This is a genomic window from Glycomyces paridis (assembly GCF_004912155.1).
Taxonomy (GTDB): Bacteria; Actinomycetota; Actinomycetes; order Mycobacteriales; family Micromonosporaceae; genus Glycomyces; species Glycomyces paridis.
Window position 1 is genome coordinate 141,452 of record NZ_STGX01000005.1, and the last position, 22,211, is coordinate 163,662.

Sequence of the window (22,211 nt, forward strand, 5' to 3'; positions counted from 1 at the left end):
CATGGCCGATCTCGACCTCGACCCCGAGACGTTCCGCCAGGCCGCCGACCAGCTCGACGCCGCCAAAGACGAGGTGCAGGGCCTGCTCGACCAGTTCACCGGCGCGTTGGAGGAGTTCGCCGACGCGTTCGGCGGCGACACCATCGGCACGCTCGCGGGCCTGGCCCACCAGGCCTGCACCGACGGGCTGACCGAGTGCTTCACGACCAACATCGAGGAACTGGCCGACTACGCCCAGAACCTGCGGGAGATGGCCGACGTCCACGAGACCGGGGACGCCGACATCGCCGCGATGTTCGACCAGATCGGCGGCGAGATCGGCACCTGACCGCCCACCCCGACCCCTCTCCCCCGCAACCCCTGAGGAGATGATCCGCCATCGGCCTGCAACTGCCTTCCGAACTCGTGTCGCTGCTGGGCATGCTCGGCTACGACTGGCCGGAGTCCGACGAGGAGAAGCTGTTCAACCTCGCCGGCGAGTGGACCGGCATGGCCGACCAGATATCGGGGCGGATCGAGTCGCTCAACGCGGCGGCTCGGACGCTGCTGGACAACAACACCGGCGCCGAGATCGACGCGTTCGGCAGCGAGTGGGACGACGAGGAGTCCGCGCCGCGCAACATCGCCGACGCCGCCGACCCGGCCAACATCATCAACATCGGGCTGACGATCGTCGCCGGGGTCGTCCTGGCGTTGAAAGTCCAGGTGATCGTGCAGCTGGTGATCCTGGCCTTCCAGATCGCCCAGGCGATCGCGACCGCCGCGGTAACCTTCGGCGCCTCGCTCGCGCAGATCCCGATCTTCAAGACCATCACCGGCCTCATCGTCGACCAGCTCATCGGCATGGCGATCGAGATGGTGCTCAATGGGTAGAGTCCGCAAGAACCCGCCGCGCAAGGCCAAAGCCGCAGGCAGCAAGGCGATCTCCAGAATCCTCGGTAACAACAAGGTGTTCCGCACCGGCAAGGGCGGCGGCCGCGGAGGCAGGCCGGGCGGGAACCCGCCGGGCCCCTCGGGGCCGCGACGCAAGACCGACGACGAGCTGCGCGAGGACGCCAAGGCGATCCACGAGACGTTCCGCAAGGGCAAGACCCAGGAAGCGGCCGACAAGTCCTACAACCGCAAGACCGTGGCGACCGCGCAGGACGCCGACGGGAACCTCTACTACTCCGTCTCCTCCCGCGGCACCTCGCCAGAATCGCGCGCCCTCGCCGAAAGGCTCGGCTACAAGCGCGTCGACGGTCCCGGCTTCGTGAAGACCGACCCGAAGCAGACGCACGCCGAGCACATTCTCGCGAACGCGACCGAGCAGGGGCATTTGAAACCGCCCATTCGCATGTCGCCCTCCCGCAAGCCCTGCGACAGCTACAACAACCCTTCCAACCAGGGCTGCGGCGATCGCGCCGCGAATAACCCGCAAACCGACCTGGTAGGCTGGCCGTGACCGTGAAGAGGAGGACGGGCATTGTACCTTTGGGACTATGAAATGGCTCCGCTGAAAGACGATATCGACGGGTACAGTGCAATGCCGCGATTGAAGATCGCGGTCCGGGCGCTGGCGTGGACGATGCGGACCATGACCCCGCCGGTCGCCGACCAGTCGGTCGTCGAATTCGTCGCCGACGCCCTCGCCTACCTCGAACAGCAAGTCCAGCAGGGCAACGCGAACCCGGACTTCCCCTCCGACCTCGACGCCCGCCACGACGCGCTCCTGGACGAGGAGATCGCCGAAGCCGGCGTCGACCCGATCCTCAACGCGGTCACCGGTTGCTTCGCCTACGGCGAGAGCGAACTGCGCACCCAAGCGGTCTACGACACGCTCTCCTCCTGCTACGAAGCGCAGTTCCAGCGCATCGCCCCCGACATGGCCGGACTCGAATTCGAACGCGACAGCGCCCGCTGCCTCGAAGTCATCGACTTCCAGAAGACCCTCATCGACCACGGCGGCGACACCGAGTAAACGCGCGGCGGGGTGCGCGGGGCGCTCGGCGCTAGACTGCCGCGATGAGCCCCTCCCCCGCAGGCGTCGGCGACGCAGTACCGGACGGCCCCTTGACGATCGCGCAGCTCGCGGCGCTGGCGGGCGTCTCCACCGCGACGGTCTCGAAGGTCGTCAACGGCCGCTCCGACGTGGCCGCGGCGACCCGCGAGCTGATCGAGGAGCTCATCAGGAGCCGCGGCTACCGCAGGCAGCGGCGGCCCGCGAAGTCCGCGGCGCTCATCGACGTGCTCTTCCACGAGCTGCGGGGCCTGTACGCGATCGAGATCCTCAACGGCGTCCAGGAGGTGGCCCGCGAGCACCGGCTCGGCGTCGTGGTCTCGGAACTGGGAGGGCGCCACGTCCCCGGCCGCGACTGGGTCGAGGAGGTCCTGGCGCGCCGCCCCGTCGGCGTCGTGTCCGTCTACTCGGGACTGGAACCGGACCAGACCGAACGGCTCTACAGCCGGGACATACCGCTGGTGCAGCTCGACCCGACCGGCGACCCCGACCACGGCGCGCCGTCGGTCGGGTCCGGGAACTGGAACGGCGGCCTCAGCGCGACCCGCCACCTCATCGGGCTCGGGCACCGGCGCATCGGCGTGGTCGCCGGGCCCGGCGACATGGAGGCCGCGCGGGCCAGGCTCGACGGCCACCGCGCCGCCCTCGACCTCGCGGGCATCCGTCCCGATCCGGCCCTGGAGCGCCACGGGGACTTCAATATCGCGACCGGACGCGACCTCGCGCTGGAGCTGCTGCGGCTCGACGACCCGCCGACGGCGGTCATCGCCGGGAACGACGGGACGGCCCTGGGGGTCTACCACGCGGCGGCGGCCCTGGGAGTGCGCGTGCCCGCGGACCTGAGCGTGGTCGGCTTCGACGACCTGCCGAAGGCGAAGTGGATGATCCCGCCGCTGACCACGGTCCGCCAGCCGCTCAAGGACATGGGGGCCGCCGCGGCCCGCATGGTCGTGGGCCTGGCCGCGGGCGAGGCGCTCCCGCAGCAGCGGGTGGAGCTCGCCACCGAGCTGGTGGTCCGCGGGAGCACCGCGCCGCCGCGGGAGCGCTGACACCACGGGGCGCCCAGTAGGAGCGGGGACGCGCACCCACGGCCCCTCGAGCCTCAGACATACTTGCCCCATGTCCCGCACCGACGACGTCGTCAACCGCGTCAAGCACATGATCCTCACCGGCGAACTGCACCCCGGGGAGCGGCTGCCGGTCGAGAAGGAGTTGGCCGAGACGCTCGGCATCTCGCGCGGCTCGCTCCGCGAGGGCGTCAGGGCCCTGTCGATCCTCGGCGTGCTCGACACCCGGCAGGGGGACGGCACCTACGTCACCAACCTCGACGCCTCGCGCCTGCTGGCGCCCATGGGCTTCATGGTCGAGCTCCAGGGCGAGGGGCAGGCTCGGCACGTCCACGCGATCAGGCGCCTGCTGGAGGCCGAGGCGGTCCGACTCGCCGCGTACAGCATCCCCGACGAGGCGCTCGCCGAGGCCGAGTCACTGCTGGACGAGGCCGCGCGGCTGCTCGACATCGCGCCGGAGGAGCACGAGCGGATCATCGAGATCGACATCGCCTTCCACCGGATCATCGCCTCCCACACGGGGAACCCGGTGCTGGCCGGGATGATCGAGGCCCTCGCCGGGCGGACCGTCCGCGAGCGGCTGTGGCGGAGTCTGCGCGAGGCCGGGGCGGACCGGCGCACCCATGAAGAGCACCTGGCGATCTGGCGGGCACTGCGCGACCACGACCCGGAGGCCGCCCGGATCCGCATGGCGAACCACCTGCTCGGCGTGGAGGAGTCGCTGTCGGACTTCGGCGGCGACACGCGGCACGCAGCCGATCCGGCGGACTGACCGACCGCCTCGACCCTCGATTCATTCGATCTTTTCGGAATCTGGTTGGAATCTTTTACGCAATTTACGACGCTTGAACGGCTGATTTCGGGTATTTCACGCTTGACGAGGCCGTGACTTGTGGGCGATGATCGGAAACATCGGATTTTTAGGGCTCCGATCACTTGCGGCCGGTGAGGGTCCGCAATGCGTTCGAGAGGAAGCACCGATGACCAAGACCGACGACGAGTTCGAGTGGACCCGACCCGGTCTCCACCTGCGGTTCGCGCACGGCGACGGGCCGGTGCGGCTCGTCCGCCTCGCGACGGGGCCGGACGCGCGGTCCGCGGCGGCGCCCTGCCCGATCGTGGAGCTGCACGCCGGGGGCCGGAACCGCGAGAACAACACCCAGATCTACGTCAGGTCGGCCGTCGGGGTGCGGCTGCGATATGCGGGCCACGAGTCCGTCGGCGACGACCTGCGTATCCGCCAGGTCGAGGAGGCGACGGGCATCGAGGTCGTCTCGGTGTTCCGCGCGGCGGGCCCGGGGCTCCAGATCACCCAGACCGTGCGCAACGGCGGCACCCGCGACCTCGTGCTCACGATGGTCGCCTCCGCGGTCTTCTCGGTCGCGGGGACCGGGTACGACGTGCTGTGGGGCCGCGCCGAGTGGCTCGGCGAGGGCCGCTGGGAGCAGCGGCCGCTCGCGGAGGTGCTGCCGGACTTGAGCTTCGGCCGGTACGGGTTCGTCGGGCGCGGGCACTTCCCGGTGACGAGCCACGGCTCCTGGTCCAGCGGCGAGGTCCTGCCCACGGGGGTGCTCGCGTCGGAGGCGGGCCCGTCGGTGGCGTGGCAGATCGAGACGAGTGCCGGCTGGCACTGGGAGCTGTCGCGCGACGCGGGCACGGTGACCGTCGGCGTCCTCGGCCCGACCGACCTGGAGCACCAGTTCGCCGAGCGCCTGGCCCCGGGGCGGGAGTTCACGAGCGTGCCCGCGGGGGTGGTCGTCGCCGACGGCGGCCGGGACGCGGCGTTCGCGGCGCTCACCGAGTACCGGCGGGCGATCCGGGTGCCGCGGGCCGCGCACGAGCGGCACCCGGTCGTCTACAACGACTACATGAACACGCTCATGGGCGACCCGTCGACCGAGAAGCTGCTGCCGCTCGTCGCGGCCGCTGCCGCAGCGGGCGCCGAGTACCTCTGCATCGACGCCGGGTGGTTCGCGGACCCGAAGGGCTGGTGGTTCAACGCGGGCGAGTGGCGCGAGGACCCCGACCGGTTCACCGGCGGGCTGCGGTCGGTCACGGAAGCGATCCGCGAGGCCGGGATGGTCCCGGGACTGTGGCTCGAACCCGAAGGCGTGGGCGTGGAGTCGCCGGTGGCCGCGAAGCTCCCGGACGAGGCGTTCTTCTGCCGGTTCGGCGAGCGCGTCGTGGAGGGCAATCACTTCCAGCTCGACCTGCGGCACCCGGCGGCCCGCGCGCACCTGGACGAGACCGTGGACCGGCTCGTCGGGGAGTTCGGCGTCGGGTTCTTCAAACTCGACTACAACGTGAACATCGGCGCGGGGACCGACGTCGACGCCGAGGCTCCCGGGGCCGGGCTCTTGGGGCACACTCGCGCGCTGCGGAACTGGCTGCTGGCGGTGCAGGAGCGCCACCCGGACCTGCTCTTGGAGAGCTGCTCGTCGGGCGGCATGCGCATGGACTACCACCTGCTGTCGGCGGTGCACCTCCAGTCCACGAGCGACCAGCAGGACTACCGAAGGTACCCGGTCGTGGCGGCCGCCGCGCCCGCGAGCGTCCTGCCGGAGCAGGCCGGCAACTGGGCGTACCCGGACGCGTCGATGACGCTGGAGGAGACCGCGTTCGCGATGGCCTCGGGCGTCATGGGCCGCATGTACCTCTCGGGGTTCCTGCACGACCTCGGCGAGGAGCAGTCGGCGCTGGTGCGCGAAGCCGTTGTACTGCACCGAGAGCGACGCGGCGACATCGCCTCCTCGGTCCCGGTCTGGCCGCTCGGGCTGCCCGGGTGGGACGACGACGTGGTCGCACTGCTGCTCGACGCCGGGCCGGGCGGCCTGCTCGCGGTGTGGTCGCGCGGCGACGCCGCCGAACTCGCGCTCCCCGGCCTGGCGGGCCGCGAGGTCCGGCAGGTGTACCCGGCCGGTCTGCCCACGTGGACCGTCCGCGACCGGGACGGCGTCCCGGTGATCGACGTCCCGCCGGGCCTGCGCGCCCGGATCTTCCAGATCGGACGGGACTGAGCCGGGCCCGGTTCGCAGCTCGTCAGTGATGTGGGTGGGGTGGCGGGCCGCCGCCTCGTGTCTTGGCCCTGCGGCGGCCCGCCGCGGTCCTACCGCTGGGCGTCCCACGCCTCCTGGTAGATCTCGACGTACCGCTCGGCGCCGAGGTCGGTGAGGTTCTGCTGGAACTCGGCCCAGTCGTCGTCGCTGGAGATGTCGCGCACGCCGGTGACGAACTCGGCGCCGGCCTGGACGACGAAGTTCTCGATGTTGGTCTGGACGGTCGCGAGCTCCGTGGCGGTCTCGCCGGTGACCGCGACCTCCCAGTAAGGGAACAGCTCGTCGGACTCGTGGCCCTCGTAGAGCTTCGTGGCCTCGAAGAGGCGGCGCTCGTAGCCCCCGGGCGTGTAGATGTCGGTCGCGGTGACCTGTCCGTTGCGGAACTCCGCGTCGCTGAAGAACTGCGCGATCGGGCCCCAGGAGTTCTTGAACGCCTCGCCGCTGGGCGCCGGGACGACCTCGAAGTTCGGTTCGAGCGTCTCGTCGAGCGCCACGTCGCCCTCCTCGGGGCGCACCCAGTTGGTGCCCTCGACGCCGAACTCGGCTTGGAGGTGGCCGTCGTAGGAGACCATGAAGTCGAGGATCTGCATCAGCTTCTTCTGCTTGGCCTCGCTGGAGCGGTTCGTGATCACGAAGGTGGCGCCGGGTGCGGCGCCGGCGCCGCCGGCGCTCCAGAACGCGTCGCCGCCGGCCGGGCCGGTCAGCGGGGCGACCGCGTCGTACTGCGTGTAGCGCCCGTCCTCCAGCTCGCTGTTGACGAACCACGGGTGCATCACGGCGACCGATCCGAGGATCACGCCGTCCGCGCTGTTGCCCTTCGCCGTGAGCGCTTCGCCGTTCTGCGTGAAGGCGCCCTCGTCGATCAGCCCGTCCTCGTACAGGGAGGACACGTATTCGATCGCGTCGCGCCATTCGGGCCGCGTCGCCTGGAGGGTCACCTTCCCGTCGACGGCGCCGAGCGTCGCCGGGGTCGTGCCCTCGGCGTTCGCGTACATCTCCGGCGTGTAGACGAACGGGTTCATCAGATAGGCGAGGAGCGAGGCGCCGCCCGCCGCGGACAGGGGGATCTCGTCGGCTGCGCCGTTCCCGTTGGGGTCCTGGGTCTTGAACGCCTCCAGGACGGTCCGCAGCTCCTCCGGCGTGGTGGGCTTCTCCAGGCCGAGTGTGTCCAGCCAGTCGGAGTTCATCCACAGCTTGGAGGGGTACGAGCAGTGGTAGCAGTCGTTCCACGCGGGTATCCCCCAGATGTTCCCGTCCGGGGAGGTCGCCAGCTCCTCGAAGCCGGGTTCGCTCTCGAACGCCGCGGTGAGGTTGGGCGTGTCCTCGCCGATGAGGTCGTCGAGGGGCATGATCACGCCTTGCCCGCCGAGTTTCACCAGCTCTTCGCTGCTGAACTGGTCGACCCACGGGATGAGCATGTACGCGTCGGGGTAGTCGCCGCTGGCGAGGGAGATCTGCCGCTTCTCGGCGGCCGCGGTCCCGTCCCAGGTGGTGGTCTCGAACTGGAGCTCGACGTCGAACTTCTCTTCGAGCACCTTCGTGAACGCGTTCTCCTCCAGGTCCTGGCCCTCCCCTGCGTTCTGGGGGGCGAAGATGGTGATCACGTCGTCCGGAGTGGTCTCCGGTTCCGAGGAGCACGCGGCGAAGGCGCCGACGGACACGGCGAGTGCCGCTCCGGCCGCTGCCGCTCGGACGAATCTGCTGGTCATCGTTGACTGCCTTTCGAAATGAGGAGTTGTTCGGGTGGAGGGGCGGCGCGGGTCGGCCGGTCACGGGGACGCTTGCGGGACGTCGATCAGCCCTTGACGGAGCCGAGCATCACGCCCTTCGTGAAGTGCCGGGCCACGAACGGGTACACGAGCAGGACCGGCACGGTGGAGACCACGATGAGCGAGAACTTCATCAGGTCGGCCATCTGCTGGGCCGCGAGCTGATCGGCGAGGTTCGACCCCCCGCTGTTGTTGACGATCAAGAGGTCGCGCAGGACCAGTTGGAGCGGGTAGAGCTCCTCGCTGCGCAGGTAGATGAGGGCGCTGAAGTAGGAGTTCCACTGCCCGATGCCGTACATGAGCGCGATGACCGCGAGCAGCGGCTTCGACAGCGGCAGCACGACCGACCACAGGAACCGCAGCTCCGAGGCGCCGTCGAGCTGGGCCGCCTCGTACAGCTCCCCGGGGATCGAGGACCGGAAGAACGTCATCGCGATGAGGACCTGCCAGGCCGCGATCGCGGTGGGGAGGATGATCGCCCACCTCGTGTCGAGCAGGCCGAGGGCGCGCACGACCATGTAGGTGGGGATGAGTCCGCCGCTGAACAGCATGGTGAACAGGACGCCGGCGATGAGGACCTTGCGGCCGACGAGGTCGGCACGCGAGAGTGGGTAGGCGATCATCACGGTGAGGGCGACGCTGACGATGGTGCCGACCACGGCGTAGAACACCGAGTTGGCGAAGCCGGTGAGGACGGACTCGTTGCCCAGTACCGCTTCGTACCCGACGAGCGAGAAGTCGACCGGCCACAGGAACACGCGCCCGCCCGCCACCGCCGCCGGGCTGGAGAAGGAGCTCGCCACGATGTTGGCGAGCGGGACGAGCACGACGAGCAGGAACGTCGTCAGGAGGACGTAGACCCCGACCATGAAGACGCGGTCGACGCGGGTGTCCTGGACCTGGGTGCCGCGGCGGCGCTTGGGCCTCGGGGTCTCCGCCTCCGGCTCGGCGCGGCGCGCGGTCGTGAAGGTCATGGCAGGCGCTCCCTTCACCACAGCCCGTTGCCGGTCACGCGTTTGGAGACGGTGTTGACGGCCAGGAGCAGGATGAGATTGATGACGGAGTTGAACAGCCCGACCGCGGTGGCGAGGCTGAAGTCGGCGCTGAGGAGGCCGATCTTGTACGTGTAGGTCGCGATGATCTCGGACTGCGAGAGGTTGAGCGGGTTCTGGAGCAGGAACGCCTTCTCGAAGCCGATCGCCATGATCGAGCCGACGCTGAGGATCATCACCACGACCACGGTGGGCGCGATGCCGGGCAGGTCGACGTGCCAGATCTTTCGCAGGCGGCTGGCCCCGTCGAGCCGGGCGGCCTCGTAGAGGCTCGGGTCGATGCCCGCGAGCGCGGCCATGTAGATGATCGCGGAGTACCCGGCGGTCTGCCAGACGTCGCTCCACACGTAGACGCTGCGGAAGGCGTCGGGGTCGGCGAGGAGGTTGCGGGACACGCCGAAGAAGCCGAGGACGTCGGCCATGAAGCCGATCCGGGGCGAGAAGACCAGGATGAGCATCGAGACGACGATGACCGTCGAGATGAAGTGCGGGGCGTACGTGACCATCTGGACGGTGCGTTTGAAGAAGCGCGCCCGGACCTCGTTGAGGGCCAGTGCCAGGATGATCGGGACGGGGAACCCGGCCAGGAAGCCGTACAGGCTCAGCATGAGCGTGTTGCGGATGAGGTCCCAGGCCACCGGGTTGGCGAAGAACCGCTCGAAGTGGTCGAAGCCGGCCCAGGGGCTGCCCCAGATCCCGTCGACCACGTTGTAGTCCTTGAACGCGATCACGTTGTTCGCCATGGGGACGTACTGGAAGACGACGAAGTACGCGACCGGCAGGACCAGCAGCAGGTAGAGCTGCCAATGCCGCCGCAGGTTCCGCCTGCGGGTCCGCCGCCGGCGTTCGCGGGCGGCGGCCGCGGTCGGGGCCGCCGCGCTCACGGCGCCGCCGCCTGCGCCATGTGCGCCGCACCGCCGCGCTCCCCGTTCATGTCACTCACGTCCGCTCCTTTGCGATCCGGTTTCGTGAGTGTTCACGGTAAACGCGGGGCCGGGAGCCGTCAATACGCGAGGGGCAGAAAGATCAGATCTTTCCTTCGGTGACAGATGGATTTGAGGTTCAAGAGGTGATCAAAAACCGATTTGAGGGTTTTATCGAAGCTCGCACGAATCATTAATCTGATCTATCGCCGTTCGGAGCACGCCCCGTTTATATCGATCCATTTACATATGGGACTTTCATCGCTACCCTGGGTCCAGGCTCCCTAACGTTCGGGGCAGACTTCGAACGTTTCGAAACATCCTCCCATCCACCAGCGATCCAGGCCGCGCACCGGCCGGAGAGGCCCTCCCATGACCCCACCCGCACCGAGACGGCGGCGCGCCGCGCTCGCGCTCGCGCTGGCGTTCGCCTTCGCGGCCGCCGCGCTCAGCCCCGTCGCCGAACCGTCGCCCGCCCCGGCACAGGCCGACAACCCGATCATTCAGACCGTCTACACCGCCGACCCCGCGCCGCTCGTCCACGACGGGCGCGTCTACCTCTACACGGGGCACGACGAGGACGGCTCGACCTGGTTCACCATGAAGGAGTGGCGCGTCTGGTCCTCCGACGACATGGTCAACTGGACCGACCACGGCTCTCCGCTGAACGTCGACACGTTCAGCTGGGCGCGGCAGGACGCCTGGGCCGGGCAGGCCGTCGAGCGCGACGGCAGGTTCTACTGGTACGTGCCCGTGGTCAACGACGCCACCGGCAGGATGGCCATCGGCGTGGCCGTCGCCGACAGCCCCACCGGCCCGTTCCGGGACGCGATCGGTCACCCGCTGGTCGAGAACGGCGAGATCGACCCGACGGTCTTCATCGACACCGACGGCCAGGCGTACCTGTACTGGGGCAACCCCAACCTGTGGTACGTGAAGCTCAACGCCGACATGACCTCGTACTCCGGCGGCGTCAACCGCATCACGCTCACCACGCAGGGCTTCGGCTCCCGCCCCGGGGGGACGGAGCGCCCGACGCTCTACGAGGAGGGTCCGTGGGTCTACAAGCGCGGCTCCCTGTACTACATGGTCTTCGCCGCGCAGTGCTGCTCGGAGTTCATCGGGTACTCGACCGCACCGGGGCCGACCGGGCCGTGGACCTACCGGGGCACAGTCATGCCGACCCAGGGTTCGAGCTTCACCAACCATCCGGGGGTGATCGACTTCGAGGGGCACTCGTACTTCTTCTACCACAACGGCGCACTGCCGGGCGGCGGCGGATTCACGCGGTCGGTCGCCGTCGAGGAGTTCACCTACAACGCAGACGGCACGATCCCCCTGATCAACATGACCACGGCCGGCGCCCCGCAGGTCGGCGTACTCGATCCCTATGTGCGCCAAGAGGCCGAGACGATCGCGTGGGCGAACGGCGTGGAGACCGAGCGGTCCTCCGAAGGCGGCATGAACGTCGGCTGGATCGAGAACGGCGACTGGATCAAGGTCGAGGGCGCCGCCTTCGGCTCGGGCGCCGGCTCGTTCACCGCGCGGGTGGCGTCGGCGACCTCGGGCGGGCGGATCGAGCTGCGGCTCGGCGGTCCGAACGGGACGCTCGTCGGCACCTGCACGGTCCCGGGGACCGGCGGCTGGCAGAACTGGACCGGTGTCTCGTGTCCTGTGAGCGGTGCGAGCGGGACTCGGGACCTGTACCTGAAGTTCACCGGCGGCAGCGGCTACCTGTTCAATGCGGACTGGTGGCGTTTCACCGCCGCTTAGCGGCGCGGAACGGGCCTCCCGCGTGCGGGAGGCCCGTTCGGTCATGCCCTGCGCCGAGGAGGCGCCGGGCGGGCGGTCAGGCGAAGGACCACCGCTGGCTCGCCGAACCGTTGCAGGCCGCCAGGACCACGCCGGTCCCGTTCCCGGTGCCGCCGTTCACGGTCGCAAGGCACAGCCCCGACGCGACGCCGGTGACGGTGCCGTCGGCGTTCACGTTCCACTGCTGGTTCGCGCCGCCGTGGCAGTCCCAGATGATCGCCCGCGTGCCGGGGGCGGTGGCGGCGCCCTCGGCGTCGAGGCACTTGCCGCCGTAGACGGTCAGCTGCTTCGAGGAGGTGCGGGTCCACTGCTGGTTCGCGCCGCCGTGGCAGTCCCACAGCTGCGTGATCGCGCCGTTGGCGGTGGACTGGGCCGAGACGTCGAGGCAGCGGTCCGCCCCGCCGTTGCGGACCTGGTCGGTGTCGGCCGGCGGCGTGGAGTCGAACTGGCTGATGAACGTCCAGACCTCGTTCTTGACCCAGCTGCGGGCGCCGCTCTCGCAGCCGGTGCAGCCGTCCACCGGGCCCTGCTGGTGCCCGCCGTCGAACGCGGCCCATTGGACCGGTTCCCCTGCGCGACAGGAGTAGGAGGTGGTGATGTGCCTGCCGCTGCCCGCGGGGGGCTCCTGCGGACTCAGGGAGGCGCAGCCGTTGTTGGCGACGAAGCGGTCGCGCATCGCGCGGGCGTTCGGCATGCTGTCGTTGACGCCCTGGATGCCGAAGTACGCCACCGAACCGGAGCCGCCGCTGCAACCGCTGACCGGGCCGGGAACCGCGATGGCGATGACCGCGCGGAACACGTCGGGGCGGGCGCACGCGAGCGCGTAGCTCATCGCCCCGCCGTAGCTGAAGCCCAGGGAGAACCGCTGCGACTGGTCCACGCAGAGGTCGGCTTCGACGCGCTGGATCATGGCGTCGAAGAAGGCGACGTCCTGGCCGCCGGAGTCGGGCCAGGCGTTGTCGATGCCCTGCGGGGCGATGAAGATCGCCGAGCCGCCGGAGAGTGCGTCGAGTCCGTAGTGGGCGTAGACGGCGCCGTCGCTGCCGCCGGAGGCGACGTCGTTCGCGGTGCCGCCCCACCAGTGGTTGCCGAAGATGAGCTTGTGCTGCCGGGAGTTGTCGTAGCCGGCGGGGACCTTGAGGATGAAGCTGCGGTTGCGGCCGTTGACCTGGAGGGTGTGGGTGCCGCTGGTGAGCGTCGGGGTCTTGCCGCAGCCGGAGCTGGCCGCGGCGGTGACGTTCGCCGCGGGGGCGGCCGGCTCGTCGGCGGCCTGCGCGGGCGCGGCCCCCGACAACGCCAGGGCGATCGCGGCCGCAAGGCACGCGAGGACGGTTCTGCTTCTCGACATCGGAGGAAACTCCTTGGGGTCAGGCTCGCTGGAGACTGCTCTGCGGACAGGCACTGCATGAGAGGTCCGTCGAGGAGCCGCGGCCGCCATCGAGGAGATCGCTCCCACTCGAATCGAGGATCAGGCCGTGCAATGCCTTGAATATTTACAGCAGTCTATATATGTTGGATGTATGCAGTCAATACCCGGGGAGTTTGCACTTATCTCGGCTCTATGTCCGTGCGAGACAGGGCGATTCATCGGATCTCTGTGTTCCGGTTCAGCGGGCGAGGCGGTCGGGGTCCCCCTGCTCGCCGCGCCTGACGAGCCAGGCGTCCGAGATGTGGGCGTACATCGCGTCGGCGGCGCCCTCGGGGTCGCGGGCCGCGATGCGCTCGAAGATGGCCCGGTGGCCGCGGTTGGAGGCCTCGCACAGGGACCGGTCCGTCCGTCCCATGTAGCTGGAGGTGTTGATGACCTGGCTCTCCAGCGAGCGGACGACGGCGCGGGCGATGCGGTTGCCCGAGGCCCGCATGACGGTGTCGTGGAAGGCCCGGTCGTGCTCGTGGTAGGACTCCGGGTCGTCGACCAGATCGTCCATGCGGTCGACGAGCTCCCGCATCCGGGCGACGGCCTCCGGGCCGGCGGTGCGGGCCGCCACGTCGGCCATGTCCGACTCCAGCAGTCGGCGGGTGACGACCAGGTCATCGAGGACGCCCAGCGACGCGTCCTCCTCGATGGTCGCCGCGAGGACGAGCTCGTCGAGCATGTTCCAGGAGGTCGAGGGCAGCACCCGGGTGCCCGACCCCTGCCGGATCTGCACGAGCCCCTTCTCCTGAAGGACCTTCACGGCCTCGCGGATCACGGTGCGGCTCACCGAGAACGCGTCGCAGAGGGCGGGCTCGGCCGGCAGCGCCGATCCGGCACCGTAGTCGCCGCGGACGATGCGCTGCACGAGCTCGGCGGTGACGGCCTTCGCGAGGTTGGTCGGCCGCCGCGTCCACGCGGGCCGCGTCGGGTCGTCCGAGGCCGGTCGCCGCACTGTCGTCATCGGACCTCCGTCTGCCGGCGCGCCGGTCGGGCGCGGTTCGCGGCCGAGTATACGTCATTCCATTGACGTAAGACGTCATACGAGTTATGTTGACAGGCGACCCCCGAGCCGGACCCCCCGGCCACCCCCCACGGAGAGTGATCTGCAATGAAGCGACGAGCACTGTGGTCGACCGCCCTCATCGCGCCCCTGGCGCTCTACGGCTGCGGCAGCGCCGCCGGACCGGACTCCTCCGAAGGCGGAGAGGAGGGCACGCTCGTGGTCTGGGACTGGAAGTCCGCGGACGCGACCGCCGAGTCCTACATCGAGCAGGCGAAGGCCGACTTCGCCGAGAAGCACCCCGACGTCGAGGTCGAGTTCGTGGCCCAGCCGTTCGACCAGTACTACAACCTGCTCGGCACCGCGATCCAGACCGGCGAGGGCCCCGACGTCATGCTCTTCAACGGCGGCGGCCAGCTGCGCGACCGCACCGACGCCCTGCTGCCGCTCGAGGAGTACCTCGCCGAGGACATGGAGCGACTGGCCGGATGGGAGGCGTTCTCCGACGGCGGGCACGTCTACGCCGCGCCGGTCACCCTCCAGGGCCACCCGCTCTACTACAACAAGGCCCTCTACGAGGAGGCCGGGCTCGACCCCGAGGCGCCCGCGGCCACCTGGGAGGAGTTCCTCGCCGACTGCGCGCAGATCGAGGAGGCCACCGGCGCCGACTGCTTCGCCCTGGGCAACAAGGAGGGCTACGGCATCCAGTTCTTCATGTCGGGCCTGGGCCCGGGCATCCTCACCCCGGACGAGTACGACGCCTGGACCGCCGGGGACCGCGACTGGACCTCCCCCGGCGTGAAGAAGATCTTCGAGCTGTGGGTCGAGGCCGAGACCGCCGGCCTCAACAACGACGGCGTCAACTCCACCGCGATGTTCAACGACGAGTTCGCGCTCTTCGACGCCGGAGACGCCGCCCACGTCGTCGGCCTCATGTCCGACGTGGGCCACTGGAAGGAGTTCGGCGAGTTCATCGGCGCCGACAACGTCGGCGTCATGCCCGCCCCGCTCGTCGGCCCCGAAGCCGCACCGGTCCTGCCGTACGACGGCGGCATCGGCTACGGCGTCGCCGAATGGACCGCGGACCCCGCGCTCGCGGCCGACCTCGTCAGGTCCCTCACCTCGACCGCCGCGCTGGAGGCGTTCTACGCCGACGCGGGCGCGATCGCCTCCGACACCACCATCGACGCGTCCGGCTCCGGACCGGCCGCCGCCGCGATCGTGGGGCAGATCCCGACCGGGAAGCCCGCTCTGCACGTGGCGCTGTCGGCCGAGACCCTCGAACTCATGGGCCGGCTCTCGCAGCAGCTCCTGAGCGGGTCGGTCACCGTGGACGACGCGCTCGCGCAGCTCGCCGAGAGCGACGGGGCGGCATAGGCCGTGCCGGGGACAGACGTGCCGGTCGGACGCCGGCCGCCCCCGGCCGGACCCGCCGCGGTCGGGACGGCCGGGGGCACCGCGCACGCGGCCGTCCGGACGGCGCCGGGGCGTCGGCGCAGGACGAACGGGCGGTTCGCCCGCGCCGACCGCCTCGCCCCCTACGTCCTGGTGGCGCCGGCGGTCCTCATCATCGCCGGACTCCGCCTGTACCCCTTGGCACTCGGCGTGAACTTCTCGTTCACCGGCGACGGCGACCGCAACGGGCAGAACGTGGGCCTCGACAACTACGCGGCCCTGTTCGACGACCCGCTGTTCACCGCGTCGCTGCGGAACGTGGGCCTGCTCGTGCTGCTGCTGCCCGTGGCCGTGGCCGTCCCCGGGCTCCTCGCCACCTTCATCTACCTGAAGGTGCCCGGCCACCGGGTCTACCGCAGCGTCTACTTCTTCCCCGCGGTCCTGTCGCCGGTCATCATCGGCGCGGTCTTCAACCTCCTGCTCGCCTTCGACGGCCCCGCGAACTCGCTGCTCGGCGCCGTCGGACTCGGGCCGATCGACTGGCTCGGCGACCCCGGCACCGCTATGTACGCCGTCGTCGGCGTCCACATCTGGGCGACCTTCGGCATGGGCCTGGTCGTGTTCCTCGCCGGGTTCGCCACCTTGGACGCCTCGCTCATCGACGCCGCGCGCGTCGACGGCGCCTCGCTGCCGAAGGTGGTCCGCCACGTCGTCGTCCCCGGCCTGTCGCGCACCGTCCAGTTCGTCGTCGTCACCACCATGATCGGGATGCTCACCTCGATGTTCGGGCTGCTCTACGTCATGACCGGCGGCGGCCCCGAGGGCTCGACCTACCTGCCGGAGTACTACATCTGGTTCCAGCAGGGCCAGATGAGCCGCCCCGCGCTCGCCTCCGCGGCGTCCACCGTCCTCTTCGGAGTGATGCTCGTGGTGGGGATGCTCCAGCTCGCGATCCTCCGCAGGTCCGGAAGGGAGGACTGATGACACCGCTGCGCGCGGGGAGGTGGCTCGCCGCGATCCCCATGGCCGCCCTGGCGGTCGCCACCGTGTATCCGCTGGTGTTCACCGCGAACGTCGCCATGAAGACCAGGCACGAGTACGTGCTCGACCGCTTCGCGCCCGCCGAGGGCCTGCGCTGGGACGCCTTCGCCGCGGCCTGGTCCGGCGCCGACATGGGCCGCTACCTCGTCAACTCGCTCGTCGTCGTCACCGGCTCGGTGGCACTCCTGCTCCTGGCCGGCTCCATGGCCGGGTTCGCCCTGAGCCGGTTGCGGTTCCGGGGCTCCCGGGTGCTGTTCCTGGGCTGCCTCGCGGCGCTGTTCATCCCGTTCCAGGTCATCATGGTGCCGCTCGCGCGGACCCTCGGCCAGGCCGGGCTCGTGGACACCTACCCGGGGCTGATCCTCGCGTACACCGCGCAGTTCCTGCCGTTCACGGTGTTCCTCATGACGAGCTACTACAGCGGCATCCCCGCCGAGATCGTCGACGCCGCCCGCATCGACGGGAACTCCCTCTACGGGGTGTACGGGCGGATCATGCTCCCGCTCGGACGGCCCGCACTCCTGTCCGTGGGCATCCTCGACGCCCTGTTCTGCTGGAACGACGTGCTCATCGCGCTGCTCCTCATGCCCTCCGCCGAGCACCGGACCCTCATGGTCGGCGTGACCGCCCTGCGCGGCCAGTACTCCGCGGACATCCCGACGTTCGCCGGCGGCGTGCTCATCGCCGCGGTGCCGGTGCTCGTGCTCTACCTGTTCTTCCAGCGGCAGATCGCCACCGGCGTCACCGCCGGGTCGACGAAGGGATGACATGCGGATCACCGGTTACCGCACGCTGACGACGATCCAGGAGTGGGCCCGGCCCGTCGGCGACGCCAACGGCGTCTTCGAGGACGGCGTCACCACGCTCCCGGTGGTCCTCGTGGACACCGACGAGGGCCTCACCGGCGTCGGCCTCGGATCGCACGCCGGGATCGAGGGCGTCTTCCCGGCGATCGAGGGCGAGGACCCGCGGAGCGTGACCGCGCTGTACGACCGGATGCTGCGGTTCGCCTTCAAGGCAGGGCACGCGGGCGCGGTGTTCGGCACGGTCGGGGCGCTCGACACCGCCCTGTGGGACCTCAAGGCGCAGGCCGCGGACGAACCGCTCTGGCGGCTGCTGGGCGGGCGGGACCGAGTCGTGCCCGCCTACGCGTCCGGCCTCGACATCGGCCTCGACGACGAGGCGCTCGCCGCGGCCTACCGCGTGTACGCCGAGCGCGGCCTGCGGGCGGCCAAGCTCAAGGGCGGCCTCGACGTCCACGCGGACCTGCGGCGGCTCGCACTGGTCCGGGACGTGCTGGCCGACGCCGGAGCCGCCCGCCCGCACCTCATGCTCGACGCGAACGAGACGTGGTCGCGCAAGGAGGCGGTGCGGCACGTCGGCGCGATCGAGCGCGCGCTGGACCTCGCATGGGTCGAAGAGCCCGTGCGCCGCTGGGACGCCGAGGGACTCGCCGCCGTCCAGCGGAGCGTGCGCGCCGCGGTGGCGAGCGGCGAGAACCTCACCGGACTCGAGCAGTTCACGCCGCTGCTCAAGGCGGGCGGGCTCGACATCGTCCAGACCGCGGCGGTCGGGGGCGTCACCCACTTCCTGCGCGTCGCCGCGCTCGCGCACGCGCACGACCTGCCGGTGAGCCCCATCGGCAACGTCCCGGTCGGTCTGCTCCACGCCGCGACCGCCGTGCCCAATCACCTCGTCAGCGAACTCCAGGACCTGCGGCCGCCCGTCGGCATCGCCGCCGACCTCGACATCGAGGACGGCGCGTTCGTCCTCGGCGACTCCCCCGGCCTCGGCCTGACGGTCTTCACCGAGGCCGTCGCCGCTCTCGACCGCCGACCGGCGCCGGCCGACCCCGCCGGGCCGGGCGTGCGGCCCGAGCGCGCCGGCCTCCGCCTGCTCGCCGCAGAGCGGGCCCCCGACTCCGACCGATCCCCCACCCGACCGAGGCGCGCCGACCCCGAGGCAGCGACCGCCGACCGACGGGTGCCCGCCATCGAGCACTGAACCGCCTCGCCGACAACGGAAAGGGAATGCAATGCGGCATTCACCCCCCGGGCGCCTCCGCGCCCCCGCCCTCGCGGCGGCCCTCCTCCTCGCGGTCGCCGGAGCCCTCGCGGGACCCGGCGCGACCCCGGCACTCGCGCAGACCGCGCACGACATCTACGTGTCCCCCGACGGGAACGACGGCAACGCCGGGACCTCCGGGCAGCCGCTCAAGACCCTCACGAAAGCCCAGGAGAAAGCCAGGCAGGCCGCCGCCGCGGGCGACGGGGACGTCACCGTCGTCCTCCAGGACGGAACCTACCGGCTCTCGGCGCCGCTGCGGTTCACCGCGGACGACTCCGGCCGGAACGGCCACACCGTGACCTGGCGGGCCGCCGACGGCGCCGACCCGGTCGTCACCGGCGCCCAGGCCGTCACCGGTTGGGTCCTCGACGACGCGGCCACCGGGATCTACCGGGCCGACGTCGGCACCGGTTTCGACACCCGGCAGCTCTACGTCGACGGCGTCCCCGCCCAGCGGGCCCGCACGGGCATCGCGCCCTCCGACATGACGCTCAACGCCTCCGGGTTCACGCTGAACAACGGGAACTTCGACTACCTCGCATCGCTGCCGGACCAGCGACGCATCGAGCTCCAGGCGCTCCTGTCGTTCACGAACCGGTTCGCGCCCGTGCAGGGGATCAGCGGCCGCACCGTGACCATGCAGCAGCCCTCCTGGAACAACAACACGTACGGGTACGACGCGATCCAGAACCCGTTCCGCACCCCGCAGTTCTTCCTGCTCAACTCCAAGCGCTTCCTCGACCAGGCCGGCGAGTGGTACCTCGACACCGGCGCGGGGCGGCTCTACTACAAGCCCCTCGCGGGCCAGAGCATCTCCACCGCGAAGGTGGAACTGCCGCGGCTGGAGACCCTGATCGAGGTCGGCGGCACGTACGGTGCGCCGGTGCGCGCCCTGGAGTTCTCCGGGCTCACCTTCACCGGCACCACCTGGCTCGACCCCGGCTCGAACAACGGGTACGCGAACCAGCAGACGGGCACCTTCATCACCGGCGTCCAGGCCGAGCGGCCCTCCGACGCGTTCACCTCGTGCCGGTCGGGCTGCCGCGGCTTCGAGGCCGCCCGCAACTCCTGGGCGCAGACCCCCGCCGCCGTGCAGGTCTCGGCAGCCGACGGGATCACCTTCGCGGACAACACCTTCGTCAATCTCGGATCGGTCGGCCTGGGCATCGGGAACGACGCCAACGCGCACAGCACCGGCGTCGGCCTCGGCGCGAAGAACATCCTCGTCTCCGGCAACACCTTCACCGCCGGCGCGGGCGGCGGCATCGTGGTCGGCGGCGTCCGGCCCGACGCGCACCACCCGTCCGACTCCCGGATGCTCAACAGCGACATCGAGATCAGCGACAACAGCGTGTACGCCACCGCGCTGGAGTACCTCGACCACGCCGCGATCCTGGGGACCTACGCCACCAGGCTCACGATCGACCACAACTACGTGTCCGACATGCCCTACAGCGGCATCAACATCGGGTTCGGCTGGGGCGCCAACGACCCCGGCGGCAGCCCCGAGTACCTCAACCGGGGGCTCTACGACTTCCAGCCGATCTACCAGACGCCCACCGCCTCCCAGTACGTCCAGGTCACCGGCAACCATGTGCGCAACGTCGTGCAGACGCTGTTCGACGCCGGCTGCATCTACTCGCTGTCGGCGCACCCGAACAGCACCATCAGCGGCAACCACTGCGAGAACAGCGGGCAGCTCGGGATGTACTTCGACGAGGGTTCGCGGTACTTCACCCTGTCGGGCAACGTCTTCCGCAACACCTACGGGCAGTGGGCGCACGCCAACAACCAGAACAGCAACCTCACCGGCGACATGACCGTGACCGGGAACTACACCACCAACTCGGCGATCACCGGGCTGGTCGACGGCCAGCGCGGCAACACCGTGCGCGACAACACGACGTTCAACGCCGGGTCCGTCCCGGCCGAGGCCGCCAGGATCATCGCCGACGCCGGCCCGGACGGCGACGGCGACGGCAGCGGCGGGACCGGCGCGCTCCGCTCGGTCAGCGCCGGGAGGTGCCTGGACGTGCCGGGCCAGTCGACGACCGACGGCACGCAGGTGCAGATCTACGACTGCTGGAGCGGCGCGAACCAGCAGTGGACGCTCACCGCGTCCGGGGAGTTGACGGTCTACTCGGGCGGGAGCCGCAAGTGCCTGGACGCGTTCGGCGGCGGCACCGCCAACGGCACGCAGGCGATCATCTGGACCTGTCACGGCGGCGCCAACCAGCGGTGGAACCGGGGCGCCGACGGGACGATCACCAACGCGGCGTCGGGCCTGTGCCTGGACGTCTCAGGCGCCGCCACGGCCAACGGCACCAAGGTGATCCTGTGGACGTGCAACGGCGGCGCGAACCAGCGCTGGACGCTCGCCTGAGCGACGCCTCGGGGCGGTGCGATCCGCGCACCGCCCCGAGGGCGCCGCTCCGGCCTCGAACCCGTGTCGGGGCTGGTGAAAACCGACCACCAGTCGGTGATTACGACCCATTACGAACGGCGAGTTGCTTCGTAGGCTCGTCGTATGACAACCACAGTTCCGCTCCTGTCCTCGGTCGAGGTCGCGCGATTCGTCGCGAACGGCTTCCATCGCATAAACGCCGTCGTCCCCGACGATCTCAACGAAGAGTCCATCGGCGTCTTCGACGCCGGCATCCCCGTGGTCTACCACGGACGGCCGGTCCCGGAGGTCTACGAGGAGGGGTCCTTCGTGCGCCGCCTCCTCGACGTGCCGGCGGTCGCGGGGGCGCTGCACAGCCTCATCGGCCCCGACCCGATCGTGGACCACCAGGCCCTCCACGTCCGCGAGCCGCGCGAGGGCGCCGCACAGGCGCTCCACGCCGACGCCATCATCGACACCCGCCCCGACGCCTTCGACGTCCAGCTCATGTACTACCCGCACGAGGTCACCGGCACCATGGGCGGCACCCTGTCGGTCCCCGGCTCGCACCTGCGGCGCACCAACGAGTCCGACACCGGGCGGTACCAGAACCTGCGCGGCCAGTCGCGGCTCACCTGCCCGGCCGGAACGGTGGTCCTCCTCCACCACGGGATCTGGCACGGCGGCCGGCGCAACGACTCCGGCACCCGCCGCTACATGTTCAAGATCCGCTTCAATCCGACCGTCCCCCAGGTGCGCCTGTGGGACACCGCGGATCTCGACGACCCGCGGATCGCCCAGGAGCTCGGCCGGTTCTTCCCCTGGTGCGAGCACGCCACCGGCCGCCTCGAGATCTACAACCGCATCAAACTGTGGCGCGCCATGACCGGCGACGCCTCCTTCGACATCGACCTCTGGGCGACCCGTGTCGCCAACCGCCCCGGGAGGGCCGCATGAAGCAGCAAGTCCTCGTCCTCTACTTGAACAACTCCGCACTGGACTCGGAAGTGCTGGCCTGGGCCTTCTACGACGGGACCGGCAAGACCGAGCCGACCACCGGCGACAGCGACCAGCCGCCGTACGACTCCGGCACCGAGGCGCTGCGCGACGGCTGGCGGCTGTTCCAGGCCTCGCAGCTCATCCCCCCGTATCCCGGGCACGAGTACGACACCTCGTACATGAAGCACGAGTTCTTCTTCGAGAAGCTGGAGTGAGCCGGTAGTGCCGCGG

The 22,211-nt window shown here is 70.2% G+C and carries 20 protein-coding genes; 15 read left to right on the forward strand and 5 right to left on the reverse strand.

Features of this window, described 5'->3' with window-relative positions; all coding sequences use genetic code 11:
• Window position 1 precedes the first annotated feature (1 nt).
• The 7 genes from E9998_RS08625 to E9998_RS08655 all read left to right on the forward strand — a co-directional run bounded on the left by E9998_RS08625 (window position 2) and on the right by E9998_RS08655 (window position 6,083).
• Window positions 2–328 (forward strand): WXG100 family type VII secretion target, encoded by a 327-nt coding sequence (locus E9998_RS08625; RefSeq protein ID WP_136529296.1) that lies wholly within the window; start codon window positions 2–4, stop codon window positions 326–328.
• A 50-nt stretch (window positions 329–378) separates the two neighbouring features.
• Window positions 379–873, forward strand: a complete 495-nt coding sequence (locus tag E9998_RS08630; protein ID WP_136529297.1) for a WXG100-like domain-containing protein — start codon at window positions 379–381, stop codon at window positions 871–873.
• Window positions 866–1,444 carry a hypothetical protein gene (locus E9998_RS08635; protein WP_136529298.1) on the forward strand — a complete coding sequence of 193 codons (579 nt, stop codon included), beginning with the start codon at window positions 866–868 and terminating at the stop codon, window positions 1,442–1,444. The genes E9998_RS08630 and E9998_RS08635 overlap by 8 nt, the downstream gene beginning before the upstream one ends.
• An 81-nt stretch (window positions 1,445–1,525) precedes the next feature.
• Entirely contained in the window at window positions 1,526–1,960 is a 435-nt protein-coding gene (locus E9998_RS08640; protein ID WP_136529299.1) for a hypothetical protein, read from the forward strand.
• 44 nt (window positions 1,961–2,004) lie between these two features.
• The gene (locus E9998_RS08645) at window positions 2,005–3,048 is read left to right on the forward strand and encodes a LacI family DNA-binding transcriptional regulator (protein ID WP_136529300.1); all 1,044 of its coding nucleotides are present in this window, start codon (window positions 2,005–2,007) and stop codon (window positions 3,046–3,048) included.
• 70 nt (window positions 3,049–3,118) lie between these two features.
• Window positions 3,119–3,838 (forward strand): FadR/GntR family transcriptional regulator, encoded by a 720-nt coding sequence (locus E9998_RS08650; protein WP_136529301.1) that lies wholly within the window; start codon window positions 3,119–3,121, stop codon window positions 3,836–3,838.
• Between the two features lie 208 nt (window positions 3,839–4,046).
• On the forward strand, window positions 4,047–6,083 hold the full coding sequence (locus E9998_RS08655) for a glycoside hydrolase family 36 protein (protein WP_136529302.1): 2,037 nt from the start codon (window positions 4,047–4,049) through the stop codon (window positions 6,081–6,083).
• Window positions 6,084–6,172: 89 nt separating this feature from the next.
• Here the strand turns inward: E9998_RS08655 and E9998_RS08660 are convergent, their stop codons facing one another.
• From E9998_RS08660 to E9998_RS08670, 3 genes are all read right to left on the reverse strand, one after another.
• Window positions 6,173–7,831, reverse strand: a complete 1,659-nt coding sequence (locus tag E9998_RS08660; RefSeq protein ID WP_136529303.1) for a type 2 periplasmic-binding domain-containing protein — start codon at window positions 7,829–7,831, stop codon at window positions 6,173–6,175.
• An 86-nt stretch (window positions 7,832–7,917) separates the two neighbouring features.
• Entirely contained in the window at window positions 7,918–8,865 is a 948-nt protein-coding gene (locus tag E9998_RS08665; RefSeq protein WP_136529304.1) for a carbohydrate ABC transporter permease, read from the reverse strand.
• Window positions 8,866–8,879: 14 nt separating this feature from the next.
• Window positions 8,880–9,827, reverse strand: a complete 948-nt coding sequence (locus E9998_RS08670; protein ID WP_204745335.1) for an ABC transporter permease — start codon at window positions 9,825–9,827, stop codon at window positions 8,880–8,882.
• A gap of 411 nt (window positions 9,828–10,238) precedes the next feature.
• Between E9998_RS08670 and E9998_RS08675 the strand changes: the two genes are divergently transcribed.
• Window positions 10,239–11,639, forward strand: a complete 1,401-nt coding sequence (locus tag E9998_RS08675) for a glycoside hydrolase family 43 protein (protein WP_136529305.1) — start codon at window positions 10,239–10,241, stop codon at window positions 11,637–11,639.
• Between the two features lie 76 nt (window positions 11,640–11,715).
• On the opposite strand, the gene E9998_RS08680 is transcribed toward E9998_RS08675, so the two are convergent.
• Window positions 11,716–13,026, reverse strand: coding sequence for a ricin-type beta-trefoil lectin domain protein (locus E9998_RS08680; RefSeq protein WP_136529306.1), 1,311 nt, complete (start codon window positions 13,024–13,026; stop codon window positions 11,716–11,718).
• Window positions 13,027–13,285: 259 nt separating this feature from the next.
• Complete coding sequence (locus E9998_RS08685) at window positions 13,286–14,056, reverse strand: FadR/GntR family transcriptional regulator (protein ID WP_136529307.1); 771 nt, start codon at window positions 14,054–14,056, stop codon at window positions 13,286–13,288.
• A 147-nt stretch (window positions 14,057–14,203) separates the two neighbouring features.
• Here E9998_RS08685 and E9998_RS08690 point away from each other — a divergent pair, with 147 nt between their 5' ends.
• The 7 genes from E9998_RS08690 to E9998_RS08720 all read left to right on the forward strand — a co-directional run bounded on the left by E9998_RS08690 (window position 14,204) and on the right by E9998_RS08720 (window position 22,195).
• On the forward strand, window positions 14,204–15,472 hold the full coding sequence (locus E9998_RS08690) for an ABC transporter substrate-binding protein (protein WP_136529308.1): 1,269 nt from the start codon (window positions 14,204–14,206) through the stop codon (window positions 15,470–15,472).
• A gap of 168 nt (window positions 15,473–15,640) precedes the next feature.
• Window positions 15,641–16,471 carry a carbohydrate ABC transporter permease gene (locus E9998_RS08695; RefSeq protein WP_420842420.1) on the forward strand — a complete coding sequence of 277 codons (831 nt, stop codon included), beginning with the start codon at window positions 15,641–15,643 and terminating at the stop codon, window positions 16,469–16,471.
• The gene (locus E9998_RS08700; RefSeq protein ID WP_136529310.1) at window positions 16,471–17,298 is read left to right on the forward strand and encodes a carbohydrate ABC transporter permease; all 828 of its coding nucleotides are present in this window, start codon (window positions 16,471–16,473) and stop codon (window positions 17,296–17,298) included. Before E9998_RS08695 ends, E9998_RS08700 begins: the two co-directional genes overlap by 1 nt.
• 1 nt (window position 17,299) lies before the next feature.
• On the forward strand, window positions 17,300–18,535 hold the full coding sequence (locus E9998_RS08705; protein WP_136529311.1) for a mandelate racemase/muconate lactonizing enzyme family protein: 1,236 nt from the start codon (window positions 17,300–17,302) through the stop codon (window positions 18,533–18,535).
• A gap of 31 nt (window positions 18,536–18,566) precedes the next feature.
• Window positions 18,567–20,981 carry an RICIN domain-containing protein gene (locus E9998_RS08710; RefSeq protein WP_136529312.1) on the forward strand — a complete coding sequence of 805 codons (2,415 nt, stop codon included), beginning with the start codon at window positions 18,567–18,569 and terminating at the stop codon, window positions 20,979–20,981.
• A gap of 144 nt (window positions 20,982–21,125) precedes the next feature.
• The gene (locus E9998_RS08715; protein ID WP_136529313.1) at window positions 21,126–21,938 is read left to right on the forward strand and encodes a phytanoyl-CoA dioxygenase family protein; all 813 of its coding nucleotides are present in this window, start codon (window positions 21,126–21,128) and stop codon (window positions 21,936–21,938) included.
• Window positions 21,935–22,195, forward strand: coding sequence for a hypothetical protein (locus E9998_RS08720; protein WP_136529314.1), 261 nt, complete (start codon window positions 21,935–21,937; stop codon window positions 22,193–22,195). Before E9998_RS08715 ends, E9998_RS08720 begins: the two co-directional genes overlap by 4 nt.
• Window positions 22,196–22,211: the final 16 nt, after the last annotated feature.

Bases quoted from the DNA above. Each gene is read 5' to 3' on its own strand.
- E9998_RS08635 (WP_136529298.1), top strand. From the start codon at position 866: ATGGGTAGAGTCCGCAAGAACCCGCCGCGCAAGGCCAAAGCCGCAGGC.
- E9998_RS08650 (WP_136529301.1), top strand. From the start codon at position 3,119: ATGTCCCGCACCGACGACGTCGTCAACCGCGTCAAGCACATGATCCTC.
- E9998_RS08655 (WP_136529302.1), top strand. From the start codon at position 4,047: ATGACCAAGACCGACGACGAGTTCGAGTGGACCCGACCCGGTCTCCAC.
- E9998_RS08640 (WP_136529299.1), top strand. From the start codon at position 1,526: ATGCCGCGATTGAAGATCGCGGTCCGGGCGCTGGCGTGGACGATGCGG.
- E9998_RS08715 (WP_136529313.1), top strand. From the start codon at position 21,126: ATGACAACCACAGTTCCGCTCCTGTCCTCGGTCGAGGTCGCGCGATTC.
- E9998_RS08710 (WP_136529312.1), top strand. From the start codon at position 18,567: ATGCGGCATTCACCCCCCGGGCGCCTCCGCGCCCCCGCCCTCGCGGCG.
- E9998_RS08675 (WP_136529305.1), top strand. From the start codon at position 10,239: ATGACCCCACCCGCACCGAGACGGCGGCGCGCCGCGCTCGCGCTCGCG.
- E9998_RS08680 (WP_136529306.1), bottom strand. From the start codon at position 13,026: ATGTCGAGAAGCAGAACCGTCCTCGCGTGCCTTGCGGCCGCGATCGCC.
- E9998_RS08625 (WP_136529296.1), top strand. From the start codon at position 2: ATGGCCGATCTCGACCTCGACCCCGAGACGTTCCGCCAGGCCGCCGAC.
- E9998_RS08685 (WP_136529307.1), bottom strand. From the start codon at position 14,056: ATGACGACAGTGCGGCGACCGGCCTCGGACGACCCGACGCGGCCCGCG.
- E9998_RS08660 (WP_136529303.1), bottom strand. From the start codon at position 7,831: ATGACCAGCAGATTCGTCCGAGCGGCAGCGGCCGGAGCGGCACTCGCC.
- E9998_RS08700 (WP_136529310.1), top strand. From the start codon at position 16,471: ATGACACCGCTGCGCGCGGGGAGGTGGCTCGCCGCGATCCCCATGGCC.
- E9998_RS08645 (WP_136529300.1), top strand. From the start codon at position 2,005: ATGAGCCCCTCCCCCGCAGGCGTCGGCGACGCAGTACCGGACGGCCCC.
- E9998_RS08720 (WP_136529314.1), top strand. From the start codon at position 21,935: ATGAAGCAGCAAGTCCTCGTCCTCTACTTGAACAACTCCGCACTGGAC.
- E9998_RS08690 (WP_136529308.1), top strand. From the start codon at position 14,204: ATGAAGCGACGAGCACTGTGGTCGACCGCCCTCATCGCGCCCCTGGCG.
- E9998_RS08665 (WP_136529304.1), bottom strand. From the start codon at position 8,865: ATGACCTTCACGACCGCGCGCCGCGCCGAGCCGGAGGCGGAGACCCCG.
- E9998_RS08705 (WP_136529311.1), top strand. From the start codon at position 17,300: ATGCGGATCACCGGTTACCGCACGCTGACGACGATCCAGGAGTGGGCC.